Raw genomic sequence first — 20,151 nt, 5'->3', positions numbered from 1 at the left:
ATAAAACGGATGACGGCGGGTTTCCGCTGGGCGGTTCCGGCCGGCCGGAGCGGGGTACTACCGGCCTGTGCCGCGCTTTGCGAGGAAGGACTCAAGCGCGATCGAGTCGTTCTGGTCCGGCAGGATCAGCCATGCCGCGAGGTAGAACACGACGGCCGGGCCCGGCAGCAGGCAAAAGAGGAGAAAGGCGATCCGGACGAATGCCACGTCCACGTTCAGCTTCTCGGCGATTCCGCCGCACACGCCGCCCAGCCAGCGCTGGGGTCCGCGCTTCAGGCCAATGCCCCTGACAATGCTGTAGAACTTTTCCATGGTTTAAGACTTCCCGTTTGTTGTGCTGTTGTCACGTTTGCGAGCTGAGAGCAGCCCGCCGATCACCAGCGCGGCCCCGGCTCCGATCATCAGGCCGATCAGCACATAGGTCCCGTTCAGGACCACGATCCCCAGCTGGGAGACGGTGATCAGGACGGCCAGGGCGAGGACCACGAGTCCCCAGACGATGGTGCCCACCCGTGCGGGCGCTTCGGCGGGTTCGTTGTTGCCCACGGTGGGCGGTTTGGGCGCAGGGTTTGTTTCCGGTGACGGATCAAAACTGCTCATGTCAGTTTCCTTCCTGGATGGTTACGTTACTCACGGTGCCGTCGATCTGGAGGATCAGCCGGGCGCCCGGCTTGTCCGAGTTGTAGCTGCTTTGCCGGGAGGTGATGCCGCTTCGGTTACCCGCGCCCTCGTTCAGGTTGCCCAGGGTCATGTCGGCCCGGACATCCACCGGCACTGTGCTCGGAATGACCACCGTCAGGTTGCTTGCTGTGGCGTCGAGGGGAATTACGACGTCGGTGCCCAGGGGCGGGTTCAGGTTCAGGCCGGTCAGGTCCACAGTTCCGTGGCCTCCGGTGATCTGGAAGCCTTGGCGGGCCTGTTCGATGCTGACCGGGTTCCAGTCCGCGTTCTGGAAGCGGAACCGGTCACCGTTGGGCACTGCGCTGAAGACGCCGCCGACGATGAGCGCCACCACGGCGAAGAACCCGAGCACACCCGAGGTCCTGCCGCGCATCCCGGCCAGTAGGATGCCTAGGCCAAGGACCGCTGCGCCGGCTGCCCAGACCACGGCGTTTGCCGAGTCGCCGAGATCAATCAGGTTGCCGGCGTCGAGCGCCTTGAGCGTGCCGCCCGCCAGCAGCGCCAGTCCGGCGGTGATGGCTACGGCGGGAGCGCCCGGGCCGCTCGGCCGCGGCTTGGGTGCCGGCGTCGGGACCGGAGCGGGCCGGCGGGGCGGAGTGCCGCCCCCGTAACGGGCTGTGGAGCTGTACGGGGCGGTGGGGCCGTACGAGGTGGCGGAGCCGTACGACGGGATGGCGTCCGGAGTCGGCGGCACCGTGTACGGCTGGGTGGGCGTATGGCTTCCGGCAGCGAAGGCGGACGCCTGGAACTGTGACGTAGCGGACGGAGACGCGGAAGATCCGGCTGCGGCAGCCGCGGGTGTGTTGCCGGTGTAGCCGTAGGCCGCCCGGCCGACGGTGGTGGCGTCCATTGGCGCTCCGCTTCGGTTCTTGTTGCGCTGGGTCAGGAAGTAGATGAGGTAGATGACACCGCCGATCCAGAACAGCGCCCAGAAGAAGCCGAAGCCGTCGTGGCCCCATCCCCAGAAGCCGCCGCCCATGCCGGTGAGCCCGATGATTGAGGTGATGAGCGCCCCCGTCATGCCCGTGCTCCAGCGGCCGGCGCCTGCCTCCTGGGTGTGGATCCGGCCATCCGGCTCCGGCAGCAGTGCCCAGCCGAGGCCATACAGCAGGACGCCGATGCCTGCGAACAGCGTCAGCACGATGAAGATGCCGCGCACGATCAGGGGATCGATGCCCATCCTCTCAGCGATGCCGCTCGAGACGCCGCCGATCCACCGGTCGCGTCCCCGGTGTACTCCGTGGCTTCGGATCCAGTCGAAGAAGTTCACCGGCTGTGCGGCACGGCCGTAGCCGGGAGAGCCATAGGCGGGAGCGCTATAACCGGGAGCACCGTACGCGGACCCGGCGTGGGTTCCGGAGGGAGGGGTGGCTCCAGCGGAAGTGTGCGGAGGTTCGTCGGCGGCGGGAGACGGGAACAGCGGCTCCGTGGGATTTTCCGGCGCAGGATTTTCCGGCGCGGTGTTTTGCGCTTCCGCGTTGTCCGGCCCGGTAATTTCTGCCGCTGCCGGCTGTTCCGGTTCCTGGCCGGTGTTGCCCTCGGACGGGGTGCCCGGCTGCTGGCCTTCATTGGGGTTGGGGTTCTGCGAGTTCATACTTCGATAGTGCCGTTTGGGCTGGTCAGTCCTCTATTGGGGAACACCCTGAGCCGTCCCTGACTTACCCCGGGTTCACCCTCACAACGGGACTCCGGAACCCTGATCCGTGTTTGGATTGATGCATGACCACAGCCCCTGTCCGCCCACCTCTGGTCCGCAGCAGCGACCGCGTGATCGCCGGCGTCTGCTCCGGCCTGGCGGTCCATCTTGGCTGGCCGGTGCGCATGGTCCGGATCGGCATGGTGGTGGCCGCTTTCGCCGGGGGTGCGGGGCTCGCCTTCTATGGATGGCTGTGGATCATGGTTCCCACCGCGGACGAGAACGCCAAGCGTAATGCCCGCCGCCCGGTGTCGCCCATTGCCCCCGCCGTGAGCCTGCCGCCCGCGGGTTTGCAGCCCGGCCAGGCCCCCGCCCCTTCATTCGGCACAGTTCCTTTTCCTCCGTCTGTCCCTCCGCCCGCAGGTGAGTACGACGCCGGCACCGCCTTCCAGCTCCGGGCGCCTGCCGCAGCTCCCGGGACCGGCACATGGTTCCGGATCCGGAGCATGCGCTACGGCAAGGAGATCCTGCTCGGCGCCGGGCTCCTGCTCGTCGCCGCTATCCTGATCGCCAGGCTGCTGGGCGTGGAAGTGCCCCTCGGGACGCTGATCCCCGCGGCTGCGATACTCGGCGGCGCCGCAATCGCGTGGATGCAGCTGGATGAAACCCGCCGCGCCGGACTGGTGGATAAGACCAAGGCGGACCAGGCCGGCGGCTGGGCGCGGCTGGCGGCGGGCCTGGCGCTCGTGGTGGCGGGGGTCCTGGTCATGGTCTCCGGGTCCGGCTCATGGCAGCAGACCTGGCTCGCGCTGCTTGCGTCCGTGGCCGTGCTGGGCGGCGTGGCGCTGGTGCTGCTGCCCTGGGGCCTGAAGTTCTGGCGCGACCTGGAGACCGAACGGGCTGGCCGCGTGCGGGAGACCGAGCGGGCCGAGATCGCCGCCCACCTGCACGACTCCGTGCTGCAGACCCTTGCCCTCATTCAGCGCCGAGCCGGCAACGAGCACGACGTCGTCCGCCTGGCCAGGGCGCAGGAGCGCGAGCTGCGAGGCTGGCTTTTCAAGGATCCGGCCCGCGACGCCGGCCAGCTCTCGGACCGGATCAAAGCGGCCGCCGCGGAGGTTGAGGACGGCCTCGGAAACGCCGTCGACGTCGTGACCGTGGGGGACACGGAGATGACCGAGCGCCACGAAGCGCTGGTCCAGGCCAGCCGCGAGGCCATGCTGAACGCCGCCCGCCACGGCGGCGGTCCCGTCTCTGTCTACCTGGAGGTGTCCGACGGCGGCGCGGAAGTCTTCGTCAAGGACCGTGGCCCGGGCTTTGAACTGCACAACGTCCCGCACGACAGGCTGGGCGTGCGCGAATCGATCATTGGCCGGATGAAACGGCACGGCGGCAACGCCGCAATCAACAGCGGTCCGGACGGCACGGAGGTGCGCCTCAGGCTGCCTGCGGACGTCGCGGACAACGGGGAAGGGAAGTCATGAGTACACCAGCAGGGACAGGCGCGGCGAGAAGAACCGTGCGGGTGGTGATCGTGGATGACCACGCGATTTTCAGGTCAGGTCTCAAAGCTGACCTGGACCCAAGCGTGGTGGTGGTTGGCGAGGCCGGCACCGTGGAACAGGCCGTCGAAGTTATTGCCGCAGCACGGCCCGACGTCGTGCTGCTGGACGTACACCTGCCCGGCGGCCGCGGCGGGGGAGGACGGGAGGTCATCAGCGGCTCCGCGGCACTCCTGGCAACCACGCGTTTTCTTGCCCTGAGCGTCTCCGACGCCGCCGAGGACGTGGTAGCCGTCATCCGCGCCGGAGCCCGCGGCTATGTTACGAAGACCATTTCCGGTGCGGAGATCACCGACGCCGTGTTCCGGGTTGCCGGCGGCGACGCCGTGTTCTCGCCGCGGCTGGCAGGCTTTGTCCTGGACGCGTTCGGCACCGCCCCGGCGGACATTGCCGACGACGAACTCGACAAGCTCTCCGCCCGGGAACTCGAGGTGATGCGGCTGATCGCCCGCGGCTACAGCTACAAGGAAGTGGCCAAGGAGCTCTTCATCTCGATCAAAACCGTGGAAACCCACGTCTCGGCCGTGCTGCGGAAGCTGCAGCTGTCCAGCCGCCACGAACTGACCAAGTGGGCCGCCGAGCGCCGCCTCCTCTAGCCCAAACGCGTCCCCACCTCCCGTCGCCTTTCTCCAAACGCGTCCTCACGTCCTGCCGCCTTCTTCCTAACGCGTCCTCACCTCCTGCTGCCGAAACGCAAACGCTCCCGCACCAAAAATTAATTGGTGCGGGAGCGTTGAGCGTTTCCTGCAGGATCTGAGGAAGGGTCCGTGGATTTCCTGCAGGATGAACTGGTCCCCGATAGTTGGACCTGGTTAGTAAGGCCTAGGCTGCAAGGGCCTGGCTTCGGTATTGTATCGGGCTCAGGCCGTTGAGCTTCGTTGAGATTCTGTCGGTGTTGTACCAGCGGATGTACTCGTGCAGTGCTGTTGCCAGGGCGCCGGGGCTGAGGAACCGGACGTGGTGGAAGAGTTCTTCCTTGAGGTGGCCGAAGAAGTTCTCCATCACGGCGTTGTCGTAGCAGTTGCCCTTGCGGGACATTGATTGGACCGCGCCGGCTTCCTTGAGGAGAGTGCGCCAGGAGATGTGCTGGTACTGGACGCCCTGGTCCGAGTGCACCAGCGGTTTCTGCCCGTCCTCGAGCGTGGCCAAGGCGTCGCGCAGCGACGCGTTGGTCAGCTCCAGGTTCGGGGACGAGCCGATGGCGTAGGAGATGATCTGCCGGTCGAAGAGGTCCATGATCGGGGAGAAGTAAAGCTTTCGGCCTCCGACGCTGAACTCTGTCACGTCGGTAACCCACTTCTGGTTCGGGGCGGTGGCGTCGAACTCCCGGTTCAGCAGGTTCGGGGCGATCCTGCCCTGCTCGCCCTGGTAGGAGTTGTAGCGCTTCCTCCGCCGGACCTTGCAGACCAGCCCCAGGACACGCATCAGCTTCAGAACGGTCTTCTTCGCGACCGTCCACCCTTTCTTGAGCAGCTCTGTGTGAATGCGCCGGTGCCCGTACCGGGCCTGGCTGTCGTTGAAAATCTCGGTGATCGTGGTCTTGAGCGACGCCCGCGGATCGGGGGCCTGGAGGCGGGCCTGGTGATAGAAGAACGTGGACCGGGCAAGCCCGGCGACGTCCAGCAGGACGCCCAGCGGATAATCAGCCTTGAGGGAGATGACGGCCTGGACCTTCACCGTCGTCCCTGTTCCCTCAAGGCCCGCAGTTTTCCCAGATAGGCCACCTCCGCCCGCAACCGCTCGTTCTCCCGGCGTAACCGTTCCATCTCCGGTGTATCCGGCGGCGGCGGGGCGTCGGACTTACGGGGCCTGCCTTTGGGCTTCGGCCGCAATGCATCAGCACCCTCCTCCCGGTAGCCCCGTACCCACTTTTGCAGCACGCGAGGTGAGGACAGGCCGGCTTCCACTGCCAGGTCCGGGGCGGTCTCGCCCGCTAGGAACCGTTCCACCAAGGCGAGTTTGAACTCGAATGAGTACGACGTTGGCGGCTGCGGCATCAAAACTCCTCGACCATGAATCCTCCACCGCAGGTAGAGACCCCGAACCGGCGGCAAGGGCACACCCAGCACTCCGGCCGTCGCTCTAGCTGCGATGCCCTTCTCGAACCACGCTACAGCGGCCTTGCGCTGGACCTCAGACAACGAACTAGACGCACGCATAAAACTGCTCCCCACAAGTCGGAACTGAATATCTCAGTCCAACTTCCGGGGAGCAGTACAGGACGTGAGGAAGCGTTAGGTTACTGCGCCTTGCCGAGGAAGTCCTGCAGGCGGCCTACGCCGGTGGCAAGGTCCTCGTCGCCCAGGGCGTAGGAAAGGCGCAAGAAGCCGGACGGGCCGAAGGCCTCGCCGGGAACCACGGCCACCTCCACCTCGTCCAGGATCAACGCGGCCAGCGCGGCCGAAGTCTCCGGGCGGACGGTGCCGTTCGCCGTCGGGAATTCCTTGCCCAGCAGCGCGCGGACGTCCGCGTACACGTAAAAGGCGCCCTTCGGCGTCGGGCATTCAACGCCCTCGATCGCGTTAAGCCCGTCCACGATGGCCTTCCGGCGGCGGTCAAAGGCGACCTTCATCTCGTCCACTGCCGTGAGCGGACCGGAGACGGCTGCCAGGGCGGCGATCTGCGGGATGTTGGACACGTTTGAGGTGGCGTGCGACTGCAGGTTGGTGGCTGCCTTGATGACGTCCGCCGGTCCGATCATCCAGCCCACGCGCCAGCCGGTCATCGCATAGGTCTTGGCCACTCCGTTGAGGATCACAACCTTGTCGCCCAGTTCGGGGGCGGCGGTGGCGATGGAGGTGAAGGGGACGCCGTCGTACGTCAGGTGCTCGTAAATCTCGTCGGTGACCACCCACAGGCCCTTGGCGGCGGCCCACTTTCCGATTTCGGCGACCTGCTCGGGCGAGTAGACGGAGCCGGTGGGGTTCGACGGCGACACGAACAGCAGGATCTTGGTGCGGTCCGTGATAGCCGCTTCGAGCTGCTCCACGGTCACCAGGTAGTCCTGCTCCGGGCCGGCAAAGACCTCCACCGGGACGCCGCCGGCGAGGCGGATGGCCTCGGGGTAGGTGGTCCAGAACGGCGTGGGCACGATCACTTCGTCGCCCGGATCCACGAGGGTGGCGAACGTGTTGTAGACGGCCTGCTTGCCGCCGTTGGTGACCAGTACCTGGGACGCGTCCGCCTTGTAGCCGGAGTCCCGGAACGTCTTCTCGGCGATTGCCTTCTTCAGTTCGGGCAGGCCGCCGGCGGGGGAGTAGCGGTGATACTTCGGCTGGCTGGCGGCTTCGATGGCTGCCTGGACGATGTAGTCCGGAGTGGGGAAGTCGGGCTCGCCCGCACCGAAACCAATCACCGGCCGGCCCGCGGCCTTCAGCGCCTTGGCCTTGGCGTCGACAGCCAGGGTGGCGGATTCGGCAATAGCGGAAATGCGTTGGGAAACGCGGGCGGCAGACATGGCGGGTCCGTTCTTCGCTTGCAGCTGGAAAGCTGAATGGTGGAATTCGACGGAATCTACTCTATGCTGTTCACCGGATCGTTCGAGGTGGAACGCGGATTTGTGACTGCGGTGCGGCGCGGATTCTGAAGCTGAAAAACGGTCCGGAATGAGGCTGGTTCGACGTAAGCGCAGTTGTTGCGTAGACTGGTTCTCCGGTGTTGAAAACACAGATGATGACGTGCGCCCCAGATGTCCTTGGGAAAGTGCGGCCTTCATCGGTTTTTGATCCATAGGGTAGTGGCGCAATTGGTAGCGCAGCGGTCTCCAAAACCGCAGGTTGCAGGTTCGAGTCCTGTCTGCCCTGCGCAGGCTGTTCCGGCGAAATGCCGGAGCAAGCGCAGCAACCAAAGGTTCAGTTCAGAGCCGGGTAATCCGACTTGCGAGGATGAGTGAGGAACAGGTGACCGAAACAGCTGCAAGCAGCTCCAAGGGCCGCCCCGCAAAGAAGGCCGCCAAGGCCGGCTTCTTCGCTCGCATCGCACTCTTCGTCCGCCAGGTCATTGGCGAACTGAAGAAGGTCGTCGCTCCCACCCGCAAGGAACTGATCAATTACACGCTCGTGGTGCTCGTATTTGTGGTCATCATGATGGTGATCGTCACGCTGCTGGACCTGGGGTTCGGCACCGCGGTGAGCTGGGTCTTCGGCGGCACAGGCGCCCTGGACCGCTAAGGCGATCGGTCCGCAGACTGCGTGGACTCCCGGCCGGAATCGGCAGGAGCTGCGGGGTGTGCGGAATTGAGCCATTTAAATAGGCAATTAGGCAATGAGGAAGCAGGAGACCAAGTGTCTGAGCAGGAGCTCGAGGTAACTGAGACTGAGCTGGATGAAACCCAGAACCCCGCGGCTGAGTCCGCCGAGGGCTCCGAGGTTGAGTCTGCTGCGCCCGAATCCGAAGGCGATGCCGAGTACGACGGCGACGCTGACGCCGACGACGAGACCGACGCTGATGAGGCCGAGACCGACGCCGCTGACGCTGACGCCGTGACCGGAGAGGACGCCGAGGAAGGCGCCGAAGGGACCGATGTCCTGGCCGCCGCTGCCGCCCAGGCCTCTGATCCTGCCGCAGAGTTCAAGTCCAAGCTGCGCCGCCAGGAGGGTGACTGGTACGTCATCCACTCCTACGCCGGCTACGAAAACCGCGTCAAGGCCAACCTTGAGACCCGCATCCAGACCCTGGACATGGAAGATTACATCTTCGAGATCCAGGTTCCGATGGAAGAAGTCGTTGAGATCAAGAACGCTCAGCGCAAGGTCATCAACCGCGTCCGCATCCCCGGCTACGTGCTGGTCCGCATGGACCTGACCGACGCCTCCTGGGGCGCCGTCCGCCACACCCCGGGTGTCACCGGCTTCGTGGGCAACGCCCACAACCCCGTTCCGCTGCGCCTCGATGAGGTCTTCTCCATGCTGGCTCCTGTCTTCGAAGAGGAGCAGGCAGAGAAGGGCAAGCCCGCCAAGCAGGCTGCCGCGCAGGTCGACGTCGACTTCGAGGTCGGCGAGTCGGTCATCGTCAAGGAAGGTCCGTTCGAGACCCTTCCCGCCACGATCTCCGAGATCAAGATCGATTCCCAGACTCTCGTGGTCCTGGTGTCCATCTTCGAACGCGAGACCCCGGTCACGCTGGCCTTCAACCAGGTCACCAAGATCTAGCTGATCACCACAGATTTCGCTCCGGAACGGCCCGCTTAGCAGTTCCGGAACGGCCGGCCGCCTCGCCATGGCGGTCAACCACCTGAGGCACGCTCCTGTGTCCCAGGACGCATTTGAGAGAAGGACCCTACATTGGCTCCCAAGAAGAAGGTCACCGGCCTCATCAAGCTGCAGATCCAGGCAGGTGCCGCTAACCCGGCCCCGCCGATCGGTCCTGCGCTTGGCCAGCACGGTGTCAACATCATGGAATTCTGCAAGGCGTACAACGCTGCGACGGAAGCCCAGCGCGGCAACGTTATTCCTGTTGAAATCACCGTTTACGAAGACCGTTCGTTCACGTTCATCACCAAGACCCCGCCGGCTGCAGAGCTCATCAAGAAGGCTGCAGGCGTCGCCAAGGGTTCGGCTACCCCGCACACCGTCAAGGTTGCCAAGCTGACCCAGGCACAGGTCAACGAGATCGCCACCACCAAGATGGAAGACCTCAACGCCACCAGCCTCGAAGGCGCAGCGAAGATCATCGCCGGCACCGCCCGCTCCATGGGTATCACCGTCGAGGGTTAATTCCCTTACCCGCCGGGAAACCGGCACCATTGAACATTGAAATGTCAGCAGTCCATCCCGGGCAGCTGACTGTGGCAGGGCCCAGCGCGGTCCGCAGACCACAACTGCACAAGGAGAAATAAGCAGCATGGCAAAGCGCAGCAAAGCATACGAGGCAGCCGCAGCCAAGATCGACGCGGAGAAGTTCTACGCGCCGTTCGAGGCAGTGACGCTCGCCAAGGACACCAACCCGTCCAAGTTCGACGCCACCGTTGAGGTTGCCTTCCGCTTGGGTGTTGACCCTCGTAAGGCTGACCAGATGGTCCGCGGCACCGTCAACCTGCCTCACGGCACCGGTAAGACCGCCCGCGTCCTCGTGTTCGCCACCGGCGAGAAGGCTGAAGCAGCAATCGCTGCCGGCGCCGACTTCGTTGGTTCCGACGACCTGATCGAAAAGATCGCCGGCGGCTGGACCGACTTCGACGCAGCCGTTGCCACCCCTGACCTCATGGGCAAGGTTGGCCGCCTCGGTAAGGTCCTGGGTCCGCGTAACCTGATGCCGAACCCGAAGACCGGCACCGTCACCCCCGATGTCACCAAGGCTGTCAACGACATCAAGGGCGGCAAGATCGACTTCCGCGTCGACAAGCACTCCAACCTGCACTTCATCATCGGCAAGGTTTCGTTCGACTCCGTCAAGCTGGCCGAGAACTACGCCGCTGCCCTCGAAGAGGTGCTCCGCCTGAAGCCGTCCGCTTCCAAGGGCCGCTACATCCAGAAGGCAACGGTTGCCACCACGTTCGGTCCCGGCATCTCCGTCGACCCCAACGTCACCAAGGTTCTCATCGAGGCATAAGTCTCGCGAACCTCGGCCGGATATCCGGCCAAAACAGAAGGACCGTCCGGCGTTTGCCGGGCGGTCCTTTTGTATTCCGGTGGCGTTTTCGTTTTCTGAAGTACGACGACGGGACTCCGGTAAGTGCGCCGGCTCGCTCTTGCAGGGGCTCTGTCGGACCCCGGGCGTTGCGGCTAGGCTGATCCGGTGACGACGCCCTCCTACCGGATCGAGCCGCTTTTCCTGCCTGCGTCACTTGACGCGCCAGACGCCACGGACTTCCTGGAGTTCAGCGACCTCAGTGATGCGGTGGCGCTGGAACTATGGGGCAATTTGGACCGGGCAGCGCCGCCGAAGGCCAGGCTGGAATCGTGGCGTGACGACGACTACGTGAAGCTGCGGCTCTTCTTCGTACGGCTGGACGGCCGCATGGTGGCAAGGTCCTGGGTCAGGCTCACGCAAAAGGAAAACCTCCAGGATGCGTTCCTCAGGGTGGACGTCCTCAACGGGTTCAGCGGCCGCGGCATCGGACTGGCCCTCCTCGGGCACGCAGAGGCACTGGCAACGGAGGACGGACGCAGCACCCTGCAGAGTTTCACTGAACACGCCCCCGGGTTCGACCTGGACGGCCCGGGGATCCTAAGGCCCGGAACCGGGACGGGCGGGGTCCCGGCCGCGGCGCGTGGCGTCCGTTTCGCCGTGGCGGCCGGGTACACCCTCGAGCAGGTGACGCGTTTCAGCGCACTGGACATGCCGCCGTCGGACGGTGCCTTGGACGCACTGGAAGGCGAGGCCGCCGGCATCGCCGGGGACCAGTATGAAATCCTCGGCTGGACGGACCGGTGCCCGGATGAGTACGTGGAACAGATGGCCGCGCTCATGTCCAGGATGAGCACGGACTCCCCGGCAGGTGCGCTGCATTACGACGCCGAGGTGTGGGACGCCCCGCGCGTCCGGCACGTCGAGGACGAGTGGAAGCGGGCGGGCCTGGAGTCGCTGGTGGCGGTGGCCCGGCATAAGGGGAGCGGCGAGCTGGCGGCCTACTCCGTGCTGCAGCACTCGGACGAAAAGCCGTGGCTGGCGGAGCAGGACGACACGCTGGTGGCCAAGGCGCACCGCGGACACCGGCTGGGGATGCTGGTCAAGGTGCGCAACCTGCGGCGCCTGCAGCAGGACCACCCCGAAGTGGAACGGGTCCTGACGTTCAACGCTGCAGAGAATGACCACATGCTGGCCATCAATGTGGCGTTGGGCTTCCGTCCGGCAGGGTACGACGGTGAGTGGCAGCGCCGGCGCTAACCGGCATATGCTGGCGACGGATACACCGCGTGGACTCAAGCCCGCAGCCTTCATGGCAAGCGGCGGAACGGCTGGGGATGATGGCAATAGAGGTGCGGATCGAGCGGCTGTGGATTCCTGACTCAGTGGATGCTGCCGATGCAGCGGATTTCCTTGCCGCGGTGGAGGTGGGGCGCAAGGTCAGGATGGATACCTGGGGGAGTGACGACCTCGCCTATACGCCGCTGGAAAAGCTCCTCGAACTGGAAGACCCGTACGAACGCCAGGTCATCCTCGTCGCAAAGGTCGGTGACGACATCGTGGGCACCGTGGACATCGCCCTGCCCCTCGCCGACAACCTGGACCTCGCCGAATTTACCCTGGACATCCTCCCCGAGTACCAGCGCCAGGGCGTGGGCAGGCAGTTGCTGGAAGCTGCCGAGCAGTTCGCCCGCAACGAGGGCCGCACCATGATCCTGGTGGACACCAACCACCCCGGTGCGTCCCTGCACGAATTCGAGCCCGAGCAGCTGGTGCCCGGATCGGGCCAAGGCTATGTGCCCTTGGGGAGCCGTGAGGTGGAATTCGCCCAGCGCACCGGTTACACGCTGCAGCACATCGAACAGTTCAGCTCGTGCGTGCTGCCGCTGGACAGCAAGCTTGTGGCCGAGCTCGAGGCGGAGGCGGAGGAGGCCAACAACGGCCGCTACCGCCTGCATCACTGGACCGACCGCTGCCCGGAGCGCTGGCTGGAATCGGTGGCGGCCCTCGAAAACCAGGCCGGCGGCGACGCCGGACCGGTCGAGGGGACCGACGACATCGTCTTCGATGCCCGGATCCTGCGGGAAGCCGAGGAGGTCACTATCTCGCAGGGACGGCGCACGGTGGTGACCGCCGTCGAACACATTGCTACCGGGACGCTTGTGGGGCTGACGACCATCAGCGTCCTGGCGCAGCGGCAGGACGTCGTCTTCCAGGACGACACGGTGGTCCTGCAGGCGCACCGCGGCAACAAGCTCGGCCTGCTTATCAAGGTGGCCAATATGGAGCGCCTCACCGAGCAGTTCCCCGCTGCGCGGGTGATCTACACCTGGAACGCACCGGAGAACCGGTACCTCCTGACGGTTAACCTCCAGCTTGGGTTCACGACGGCGGGAGTCACCGGGATCTGGCAGAAGGAACTGCCGGACCTTGGACCGAGGAGGAGCTAGGTCCTGGCGGCGGAGGAGCGGCCGATTTGGTAATGCCCGATTTGGTAATGCCCGATTTGGTAATGCACAGGGCCGTCCCCTAAGCTTGAACTACCAAAGACCGTCGGTTGTTGGATTCCCACTCTTTCGAGCTCAGCTCAACTCTGCAGTTGTGTGCGAAAGAGCCAGTGGGTTTCCGGACGAAGGACCCTGAACATAGGGCGGCCGGCGCAGGTGAACGAAGCAAAGTTCCGCTGTTTGAACAGCGTTGAGCCAAGCCCCGTGCATCTGCGCGGGGCGTTTTTAGTTTTAGCTCACCTGAGCGGGGACCCGGAATACCGGCACTATCCCCGGAAGGAGGGTTATGGCAACGCCTACCAAGGTTTCAGCAGTAGCTGAGATCACTAACGATTTCAAGGAATCGAACGCCGCTGTCCTGACCGAATACCGTGGGCTCACCGTTGCACAGCTCAAGCAGCTGCGTGTTTCTCTCGGCCAGGACACCAAGTTCGCGGTCGTCAAGAACACCCTGACCGCCATTGCAGCCAAGGAAGCTGGTGTCGAAGCATTCGACGGCCAGCTCGCCGGCCCCACTGCAATCGCGTTCATCAAGGGTGACGCAGTTGCAGCTGCCAAGAGCCTGACGGATTTTGCCAAGGCTAACAAGCAGCTGGTCATCAAGACCGGTTACTTCGAAGGCAAGGCACTGAACGCCAGCGAAGTTGCTGCCCTGGCAGCACTCGAGTCCCGCGAGCTGCAGCTCGCAAAGGTTGCAGGCATCCTCAAGGCCCCTGCTGCCGCTGCTGCACGCATCATCGACGCACTGCGCCTCAAGCTTGAAGAAGAGAACGGTGCTCCGGCTGAAGCCGAAGCTCCCGCCGCTGAAGAAGCTCCTGCCGCAGAGGCTGACGCAGAAGCCGCAGCTGAGGCTCCGGCCGAAGCCGCTGCCGAAGAGAACTAGTTCTCTCTCCCAAAAAGACTCCGGTGGATCGGAACGGCATCAAGCCCCGGCCACCTTTATAGGAAGGACGCCACACCATGGCGAAGCTCAGCAACGAAGAGCTCATTGAAGCTTTCAAGGAACTGACCATCATCGAGCTCTCCGAGTTCGTCAAGCTCTTCGAAGAGACCTTCGAAGTTACCGCTGCTGCTGTAGCTGTTGCCGGCCCCGCCGGTGGCGGCGCCGCTGAGGAAGCCGAAGAGAAGACCGACTTCGACGTCATCCTCGAAGCTGCTGGCGACAAGAAGATCGCAGTGATCAAGGAAGTTCGCGCCATCACCTCCCTGGGCCTCAAGGAAGCCAAGGACCTGGTTGACAGCGCTCCCAAGGCTGTTCTCGAAGGCGCCACCAAGGAAGCTGCCGAGAAGGCAAAGGCTCAGCTCGAAGAAGCTGGCGCCACCGTTACCCTCAAGTAACACTGCTTGTTCAGGAATCCCCGTCCACTCCGGTGGGCGGGGATTCCTGCGTTTAACGGCAAGTAGCAGCGACGCGGGGTCACTTAGCGCCCAGTCGGGACGTCGAATTGGGCGCTAAGTGACCTCGCGTTGCTTTAGGGCGCGTCAGTTGGGCTCGCTGATGTCGGCGAGGACGGCGCCGAGGGCGGAGATCAGGGCGTCGGCGTCGACGAAGGCGCTGTAGCCGTGCTGCCCGGCACCCATGGAAATCCGCCTGCCGGCGATGGACCGGTCCGCATAGACGGGCCAGGCCGTGGTGCTGCCCAGGGGCGTGATGGTGCCGCGCTCATAGCCGGTCGCCTCCAGAGCAACGTCCGCTGCCGGCAGCGAGAGCTTGTTGACGCCCACCAGGCTGCGCAGCTTGGGCCAGGAGATCTGGCGGTCGCCCGGGATAAGGGCGAAGAGGAAGCTGCCGTCCTTATGCTTCACCACGAGGGACTTCACGATGTCCGCCGGGCTGATGCCAAGGATCGCGGCCGCCTCCTCGAGGCTGCGGGCGGCCAGCCGTTCGACGAGCTGGACGTCCAGGCCGCGCGCCGCGGCGTCGGAGAGGAAGCGCTCCCTGCCCGACGCCGGAACGGCGTTCATCAGTCGCGGTACAGCAGGAGGGCCTCGCCCTGGCCGCCGCCTCCGCAGAGCGAGACTGCCGCCTTGCCCTGGCCGCGCCGCTTCAGCTCATGCGCCGCGTGGAGTGCCAGCCGCGCACCGGAGGCACCGATCGGGTGTCCCAGCGCGATGGCGCCGCCATGGATGTTGCACTGCTCCAGCGGGTAGTCCAGGTCCTTGAGGGACTGCACGGCCACCGAACCGAATGCTTCATTGATTTCGATGAAGTCGAGGTCGGAAGTGCTCCAGCCGGCACGCTCCAGAGCTTGCGCGATCGCGTTGGAGGGCTGTGAGTGCAGGGAGTTGTCCGGCCCGGCCACCTGCCCGGGCTTGCCCACCACGGCCAGGTACTCCAGGCCGTTCTCCTCCGCGAACTTGCGCGAGGTCAGGACCAGGGCGGAGGCGCCGTCGGACAGGGGAGAGGAGTTGCCGGCCGTGATGGTGCCGTCGGTGACGAAGGCGGCACGCAGCCCGGCCAGGGACTCAACGGTGGTGTCCGGCCGGACGCCCTCATCGGTGGAGACCACCACGGGATCACCCTTGCGCTGCTTGACGCTGATCGGTGAGATCTCGTCGTCGAACACGCCGTTCTTCGAGGCGATCGCTGCGCGCTGGTGTGAATTGGCAGCCACGTTGTCCTGGGCGGTCCGGTCAATGCCCAAGGTGAGGTTCTTGGATTCGGTGGAAAGGCCCATCGAGTGGCCGTCGAAGGCATCGGTCAGGCCGTCGTGAGCCGCAACGTCCAGCGCCTGGACGGCGCCGTAATTCCAGCCCTGGCGGGAACCCGGAAGGACGTGCGGAGCCCGCGTCATTGATTCCTGGCCGCCGGCGACGACCACGGTGGCTTCACCGGCACGGATCAGCCGCGCGGCGTCGATCACGGCCGTAAGCCCGGAGAGGCAGACCTTGTTGATGGTCACCGTGGGGACGTTCCAGCCGATGCCTGCGCCGATAGCGCTCTGGCGTGCCGGGTTCTGGCCGGCCCCGGCCTGCAGGACCTGGCCCATAATGACGGCGTCCACCCGATCTGCTTCCAGCCCACTGGCCGCGATGGCCGCCTTGATGGCGTGCGCCCCGAGCTCGACGGCGCTGAAGCTCGCCAGTTGCCCGTTCAGCCGGCCCTGCGGGGTGCGCGCGCCGGACAGGATGACAACATCGCTGTTGTCCACGGAATTGCTCATGGTTGTTCTCTTCCGATCTTTGGTCGTTGGTTGGCCTAAGGGTATCGTGAGCCCGGTCACCTATCCATTCAAACGCTGGGGAAGCGGGGCGCATTCCGGTTAGGTGCCCGCAGCAACGGTGCTTGCATTCTGCTGGTAAGTGGGGTAGACACGCGTGGGGTTTTGCCGTATCGTAGATATTTGCGTCTTCCCTGTTTACCTTCAGCCTTCATATAGCGGTGGGCTTAGCCTGTTAGCTGCTCCATCAATGTGCCGTGAACAACGTCACCAGCATGGGCAGGACCAGGTCCCGGGTCATATAGCGGAACCGGATGGTAGCACTGCGAAGTCACTTCGCAGGGTGAAAAGCGGGGGAGATCTGAAAACGCCTGAAGGTCTGTGGAAGGATCCCTCTTGGTCGCCTCGAGCACCTCTAATAACGAAACCGCTAACACGGCAAGCACCGATGGTGCGACTCGCCGGCTCTCATTCGCAAAGATTCACGAACCTCTTGACGTTCCGAATCTGCTTGCCCTGCAGACGGACAGCTTCGACTGGCTGGTCGGAAATGAACGCTGGCAGGCCCGCGTTGCGAAGGCCGTCGAAGAAGGCGACCTGAGCGTCGCCACCACCTCCGGTCTTTCCGACATCTTCGAAGAGATCTCCCCGATTGAGGACTTCCAGGGCACCATGTCCCTGAGCTTCTCCGATCCGGAGTTCGCTGATCCGAAGTACACCATGGCTGAATGCAAGGACCGGGACGCTACGTACTCGGCACCGCTGTACGTCAAGGCCGAATTCATGAACAACAACACGGGCGAAATCAAGCAGCAGACCGTGTTCATGGGTGACTTCCCGCTGATGACCGAGAAGGGCACCTTCGTCGTCAACGGCACCGAGCGTGTCGTCGTTTCCCAGCTGGTCCGTTCCCCGGGCGCCTACTTCGAGCGCGCCGCTGACAAGACCAGCGACAAGGACATCTTTACCGCAAAGATCATCCCGTCCCGCGGCGCCTGGTTCGAGCTCGAGATCGACAAGCGCGACCAGGTCGGCGTGCGCCTCGACCGCAAGCGCAAGCAGTCCGTCACGGTGCTGCTGAAGGCCCTCGGCTGGACCGAAGGCCAGATCCTCGAGGAGTTCGGCCAGTACGACTCCATGCGTGCCACGCTGGAGAAGGACGCCACCGAAACCCGCGAAGACGCCCTGCTGGACATCTACCGCAAGCTGCGTCCGGGCGAGCCGCCCACAGTCGAGGCTGCCCAGTCCCTGCTGGACAACCTGTACTTCAACTCCAAGCGCTACGATCTGGCCAAGGTTGGCCGCTACAAGATCAACCGCAAGCTTGGCATCGACCGCTCCCTTGGTGACAAGGAAGCTTCGGTCCTGCACGTTGAAGACATCGTCGCCATGATCAAGTTCCTCGTCGCGCTGCACGCCGGCGAGAAGACCCTCATGGGCAAGCGCGATGGCGAAGACCACGAGCTGCGCGTCGAGATCGATGACATCGACCACTTCGGCAACCGCCGCATCCGCGCCGTCGGCGAGCTCATCGAGAACCAGGTCCGCACTGGCCTGTCCCGCATGGAGCGCGTCGTCCGCGAACGCATGACCACGCAGGACGTCGAGGCCATCACGCCGCAGACCCTGATCAACATCCGTCCCGTGGTGGCAGCCATCAAGGAGTTCTTCGGAACCTCCCAGCTGTCCCAGTTCATGGACCAGAACAACCCGCTCTCGGGCCTGACCCACAAGCGCCGCCTTTCGGCGCTGGGCCCGGGCGGTCTGTCCCGTGACCGTGCAGGCATGGAAGTCCGAGACGTCCACCCGTCCCACTACGGACGTATGTGTCCCATTGAAACCCCTGAAGGCCCGAACATTGGTCTGATCGGTTCGCTGGCGTCTTACGGCCGCATCAACCCGTTCGGTTTCATCGAGACTCCGTACCGCCTGGTCAAGGACGGCGTCGTTTCCGACGATGTCCAGTACCTGACGGCCGACGACGAGGCAGAGGTCCTGATCGCACAGGCCAACGCTCCGCTCGACGAGAACAAGAGCTTCGCTGAAGAGACCGTCCTGGTCCGTGCCCGCGGTGGTGGAGGCGAGCCCGTGCTCGTTCCCGCCGCTGACGTGCAGTTCATGGACGTCTCCCCGCGCCAGATGGTGTCCGTGGCAACGGCCCTGATTCCGTTCCTCGAGCACGACGACGCCAACCGCGCACTCATGGGTGCCAACATGCAGCGCCAGGCTGTGCCGCTGGTCCGTTCCGAGGCCCCGTTCGTGGGTACCGGCATGGAACGTGCAGCAGCCGTCGACGCCGGTGACGTCACCATCGCCAAGAAGGCCGGTGTGGTTACCGAGGTCTCCGCCGAGCTCGTCATCATGCTCAACGACGACGGCACGGAAACCAACTACCGCATCAACAAGTTCGCCCGCTCCAACCAGGGCAACTGCTACAACAACCGTGTCCTGGTGAACGAAGGCCAGCGCCTGGAAGTTGGCGGCATCATCGCCGACGGCCCGGCAACGGACCAGGGCGAGCTCGCCCTCGGTAAGAACCTTCTCGTGGCATTCATGTCATGGGAAGGCCACAACTTCGAGGACGCCATCATCCTCTCGCAGCGCATCGTTGCCGAGGATGTCCTTTCGTCCATCCACATCGAGGAGCACGAGATCGATGCCCGCGACACCAAGCTTGGTGCCGAGGAAATCACCCGTGACATCCCCAACGTGTCCGAGGAAGTCCTGGCAGGCCTGGACGAGCGCGGCATCATCCACATCGGTGCCGAGGTTGAAGCCGGCGACATCCTGGTCGGAAAGGTCACCCCGAAGGGTGAAACCGAGCTGACCCCGGAAGAGCGCCTGCTCCGCGCCATCTTCGGTGAGAAGTCCCGCGAAGTGCGCGACACGTCCCTGAAGGTTCCGCACGGCGAGTCCGGCACCGTCATCGGCGTCCGCGTCTTCGACCGCGACAACGACGACGAACTGCCCCCGGGCGTCAACCAGCTGGTCCGCGTCTACGTGGCTGCCAAGCGCAAGATCACCGACGGCGACAAGCTCGCCGGCCGTCACGGCAACAAGGGTGTCATCTCCAAGATCCTGCCGATCGAGGACATGCCCTTCCTTGCCGACGGTACCCCCGTTGATATCGTCCTGAACCCGCTGGGTGTTCCGGGCCGTATGAACGTCGGCCAGGTGCTGGAAACGCACCTCGGCTGGGTCGCCAAGACCGGCTGGAAGATCGAAGGCGAGCCCGAGTGGGTCAAGCAGCTGCCGAACCTGCCGCGCGAGAGTGGCCAGACCACTGTTGCAACGCCGGTCTTCGACGGCGCCCGCGAAGAGGAAATCACGGGCCTGCTCGACTCCACCAACGTGACCCGCGACGGTGACCGCCTGATCGACTCCTCGGGCAAGACGCGCCTGTTCGACGGCCGCTCCGGCGAGCCGTTCCCGGACCCGATCTCGGTCGGCTACATGTACATCCTGAAGCTCCACCACCTGGTGGACGACAAGATCCACGCCCGCTCCACCGGCCCGTACTCCATGATCACGCAGCAGCCGCTGGGTGGTAAGGCACAGTTCGGTGGCCAGCGCTTCGGTGAAATGGAAGTGTGGGCGCTCGAAGCTTATGGCGCCGCCTACACGCTCCAGGAACTGCTCACGATCAAGTCCGATGACATTCACGGCCGCGTGAAGGTCTACGAGGCGATCGTCAAGGGCGAGAACATCCCTGAGCCGGGTGTTCCCGAATCCTTCAAGGTGTTGATCAAGGAAATGCAGTCGCTGTGCCTGAACGTGGAAGTTCTTTCCACCGACGGAACCACAATTGAAATGCGTGACTCTGATGACGCAGTCTTCACGGCTGCGGAAGAACTGGGCATCGATCTGTCTCGTGCAGAGCCCAGCTCCGTAGAAGAGGTCTAAGGAGTCCGACGACGGCGGGCGGGCCGTCCGCCGTCGTCCTCCTCCCTCATCCCGCAACCAAGGGACCGGTGGTTGAGCTTGTCGAAACCCCGGAAACAAGACTTCAGAATTTAGAGAACAAGAGAGAACAGGGA

General features: G+C 64.4%; 19 protein-coding genes and 1 tRNA gene. 12 read left to right on the top strand and 8 right to left on the bottom strand.

All coding sequences use genetic code 11. The features are described from left to right. Positions 1 to 57: 57 nt before the first annotated feature. From LFT45_RS16015 to LFT45_RS16005, 3 genes are read right to left on the bottom strand one after another with little or no spacing between them, the layout of a single operon-like run. A complete protein-coding gene (locus tag LFT45_RS16015; protein ID WP_236804543.1) occupies positions 58 to 312 on the bottom strand; it encodes a PspC domain-containing protein in 255 nt (84 codons plus the stop codon). A gap of 3 nt (positions 313 to 315) precedes the next feature. After that, a complete protein-coding gene (locus tag LFT45_RS16010; RefSeq protein WP_236804541.1) occupies positions 316 to 600 on the bottom strand; it encodes a hypothetical protein in 285 nt (94 codons plus the stop codon). Between the two features lies 1 nt (position 601). Further along, complete coding sequence (locus LFT45_RS16005) at positions 602 to 2,275, bottom strand: PspC domain-containing protein (protein WP_236804539.1); 1,674 nt, start codon at positions 2,273 to 2,275, stop codon at positions 602 to 604. Positions 2,276 to 2,400: 125 nt separating this feature from the next. On the opposite strand from LFT45_RS16005, the gene LFT45_RS16000 reads away from it, so the two are divergent. Both LFT45_RS16000 and LFT45_RS15995 read left to right on the top strand, forming a co-directional pair. Continuing rightward, complete coding sequence (locus LFT45_RS16000; RefSeq protein ID WP_236804537.1) at positions 2,401 to 3,801, top strand: ATP-binding protein; 1,401 nt, start codon at positions 2,401 to 2,403, stop codon at positions 3,799 to 3,801. Beyond that, positions 3,798 to 4,475 (top strand): LuxR C-terminal-related transcriptional regulator, encoded by a 678-nt coding sequence (locus LFT45_RS15995; protein ID WP_236804535.1) that lies wholly within the window; start codon positions 3,798 to 3,800, stop codon positions 4,473 to 4,475. The genes LFT45_RS16000 and LFT45_RS15995 overlap by 4 nt, the downstream gene beginning before the upstream one ends. Positions 4,476 to 4,701: 226 nt before the next feature. Here the strand turns inward: LFT45_RS15995 and LFT45_RS15990 are convergent, their stop codons facing one another. The 3 genes from LFT45_RS15990 to LFT45_RS15980 form a co-directional block, all read right to left on the bottom strand. Further along, positions 4,702 to 5,556 carry an IS3 family transposase gene (locus tag LFT45_RS15990; protein WP_236804533.1) on the bottom strand — a complete coding sequence of 285 codons (855 nt, stop codon included), beginning with the start codon at positions 5,554 to 5,556 and terminating at the stop codon, positions 4,702 to 4,704. Continuing rightward, complete coding sequence (locus LFT45_RS15985) at positions 5,553 to 5,876, bottom strand: helix-turn-helix domain-containing protein (RefSeq protein ID WP_236804532.1); 324 nt, start codon at positions 5,874 to 5,876, stop codon at positions 5,553 to 5,555. Before LFT45_RS15985 ends, LFT45_RS15990 begins: the two co-directional genes overlap by 4 nt. 242 nt (positions 5,877 to 6,118) lie before the next feature. After that, the gene (locus LFT45_RS15980) at positions 6,119 to 7,336 is read right to left on the bottom strand and encodes a pyridoxal phosphate-dependent aminotransferase (protein ID WP_236804530.1); all 1,218 of its coding nucleotides are present in this window, start codon (positions 7,334 to 7,336) and stop codon (positions 6,119 to 6,121) included. Positions 7,337 to 7,609: 273 nt separating this feature from the next. Between LFT45_RS15980 and LFT45_RS15975 the strand changes: the two genes are divergently transcribed. The 9 genes from LFT45_RS15975 (at position 7,610) to rplL (ending at position 14,291) form a co-directional block, all read left to right on the top strand. Beyond that, positions 7,610 to 7,682: transfer RNA gene (locus LFT45_RS15975), tRNA-Trp, on the top strand. A gap of 81 nt (positions 7,683 to 7,763) precedes the next feature. Continuing rightward, the gene (secE, locus tag LFT45_RS15970) at positions 7,764 to 8,048 is read left to right on the top strand and encodes a preprotein translocase subunit SecE (RefSeq protein ID WP_236804528.1); all 285 of its coding nucleotides are present in this window, start codon (positions 7,764 to 7,766) and stop codon (positions 8,046 to 8,048) included. Positions 8,049 to 8,162: 114 nt separating this feature from the next. After that, entirely contained in the window at positions 8,163 to 9,029 is an 867-nt protein-coding gene (gene nusG / locus LFT45_RS15965; RefSeq protein ID WP_236804526.1) for a transcription termination/antitermination protein NusG, read from the top strand. 132 nt (positions 9,030 to 9,161) lie between these two features. Beyond that, the gene (rplK, locus tag LFT45_RS15960; RefSeq protein ID WP_018773647.1) at positions 9,162 to 9,593 is read left to right on the top strand and encodes a 50S ribosomal protein L11; all 432 of its coding nucleotides are present in this window, start codon (positions 9,162 to 9,164) and stop codon (positions 9,591 to 9,593) included. Positions 9,594 to 9,720: 127 nt separating this feature from the next. After that, positions 9,721 to 10,428, top strand: coding sequence for a 50S ribosomal protein L1 (gene rplA, locus LFT45_RS15955; RefSeq protein WP_111905184.1), 708 nt, complete (start codon positions 9,721 to 9,723; stop codon positions 10,426 to 10,428). A gap of 186 nt (positions 10,429 to 10,614) precedes the next feature. After that, a complete protein-coding gene (locus LFT45_RS15950; RefSeq protein WP_236804524.1) occupies positions 10,615 to 11,706 on the top strand; it encodes a GNAT family N-acetyltransferase in 1,092 nt (363 codons plus the stop codon). 80 nt (positions 11,707 to 11,786) lie between these two features. Then, a complete protein-coding gene (locus tag LFT45_RS15945; protein ID WP_236804522.1) occupies positions 11,787 to 12,896 on the top strand; it encodes a GNAT family N-acetyltransferase in 1,110 nt (369 codons plus the stop codon). A 343-nt stretch (positions 12,897 to 13,239) separates the two neighbouring features. After that, positions 13,240 to 13,836 (top strand): 50S ribosomal protein L10, encoded by a 597-nt coding sequence (rplJ, locus tag LFT45_RS15940; RefSeq protein WP_111905186.1) that lies wholly within the window; start codon positions 13,240 to 13,242, stop codon positions 13,834 to 13,836. Between the two features lie 77 nt (positions 13,837 to 13,913). Next, positions 13,914 to 14,291 carry a 50S ribosomal protein L7/L12 gene (gene rplL / locus LFT45_RS15935; RefSeq protein ID WP_102973696.1) on the top strand — a complete coding sequence of 126 codons (378 nt, stop codon included), beginning with the start codon at positions 13,914 to 13,916 and terminating at the stop codon, positions 14,289 to 14,291. Between the two features lie 144 nt (positions 14,292 to 14,435). On the opposite strand, the gene LFT45_RS15930 is transcribed toward rplL, so the two are convergent. Together LFT45_RS15930 and LFT45_RS15925 are read right to left on the bottom strand one after the other, a co-directional pair. Beyond that, on the bottom strand, positions 14,436 to 14,918 hold the full coding sequence (locus LFT45_RS15930) for an aminoacyl-tRNA deacylase (protein WP_236804520.1): 483 nt from the start codon (positions 14,916 to 14,918) through the stop codon (positions 14,436 to 14,438). Then, positions 14,918 to 16,117 carry an acetyl-CoA C-acetyltransferase gene (locus tag LFT45_RS15925; protein WP_236804518.1) on the bottom strand — a complete coding sequence of 400 codons (1,200 nt, stop codon included), beginning with the start codon at positions 16,115 to 16,117 and terminating at the stop codon, positions 14,918 to 14,920. Before LFT45_RS15925 ends, LFT45_RS15930 begins: the two co-directional genes overlap by 1 nt. A gap of 393 nt (positions 16,118 to 16,510) precedes the next feature. On the opposite strand from LFT45_RS15925, the gene rpoB reads away from it, so the two are divergent. Continuing rightward, positions 16,511 to 20,017 (top strand): DNA-directed RNA polymerase subunit beta, encoded by a 3,507-nt coding sequence (gene rpoB / locus LFT45_RS15920; RefSeq protein WP_102973693.1) that lies wholly within the window; start codon positions 16,511 to 16,513, stop codon positions 20,015 to 20,017. Positions 20,018 to 20,151: the final 134 nt, after the last annotated feature.

The sequence above is a fragment of the Arthrobacter sp. FW305-BF8 genome (assembly GCF_021789315.1).
In the GTDB taxonomy this organism is placed as follows: domain Bacteria; phylum Actinomycetota; class Actinomycetes; order Actinomycetales; family Micrococcaceae; genus Arthrobacter.
The sequence above is the reverse complement of the archived record's forward strand: the minus strand, read 5'-3'. Positions and strand labels throughout refer to the sequence as shown.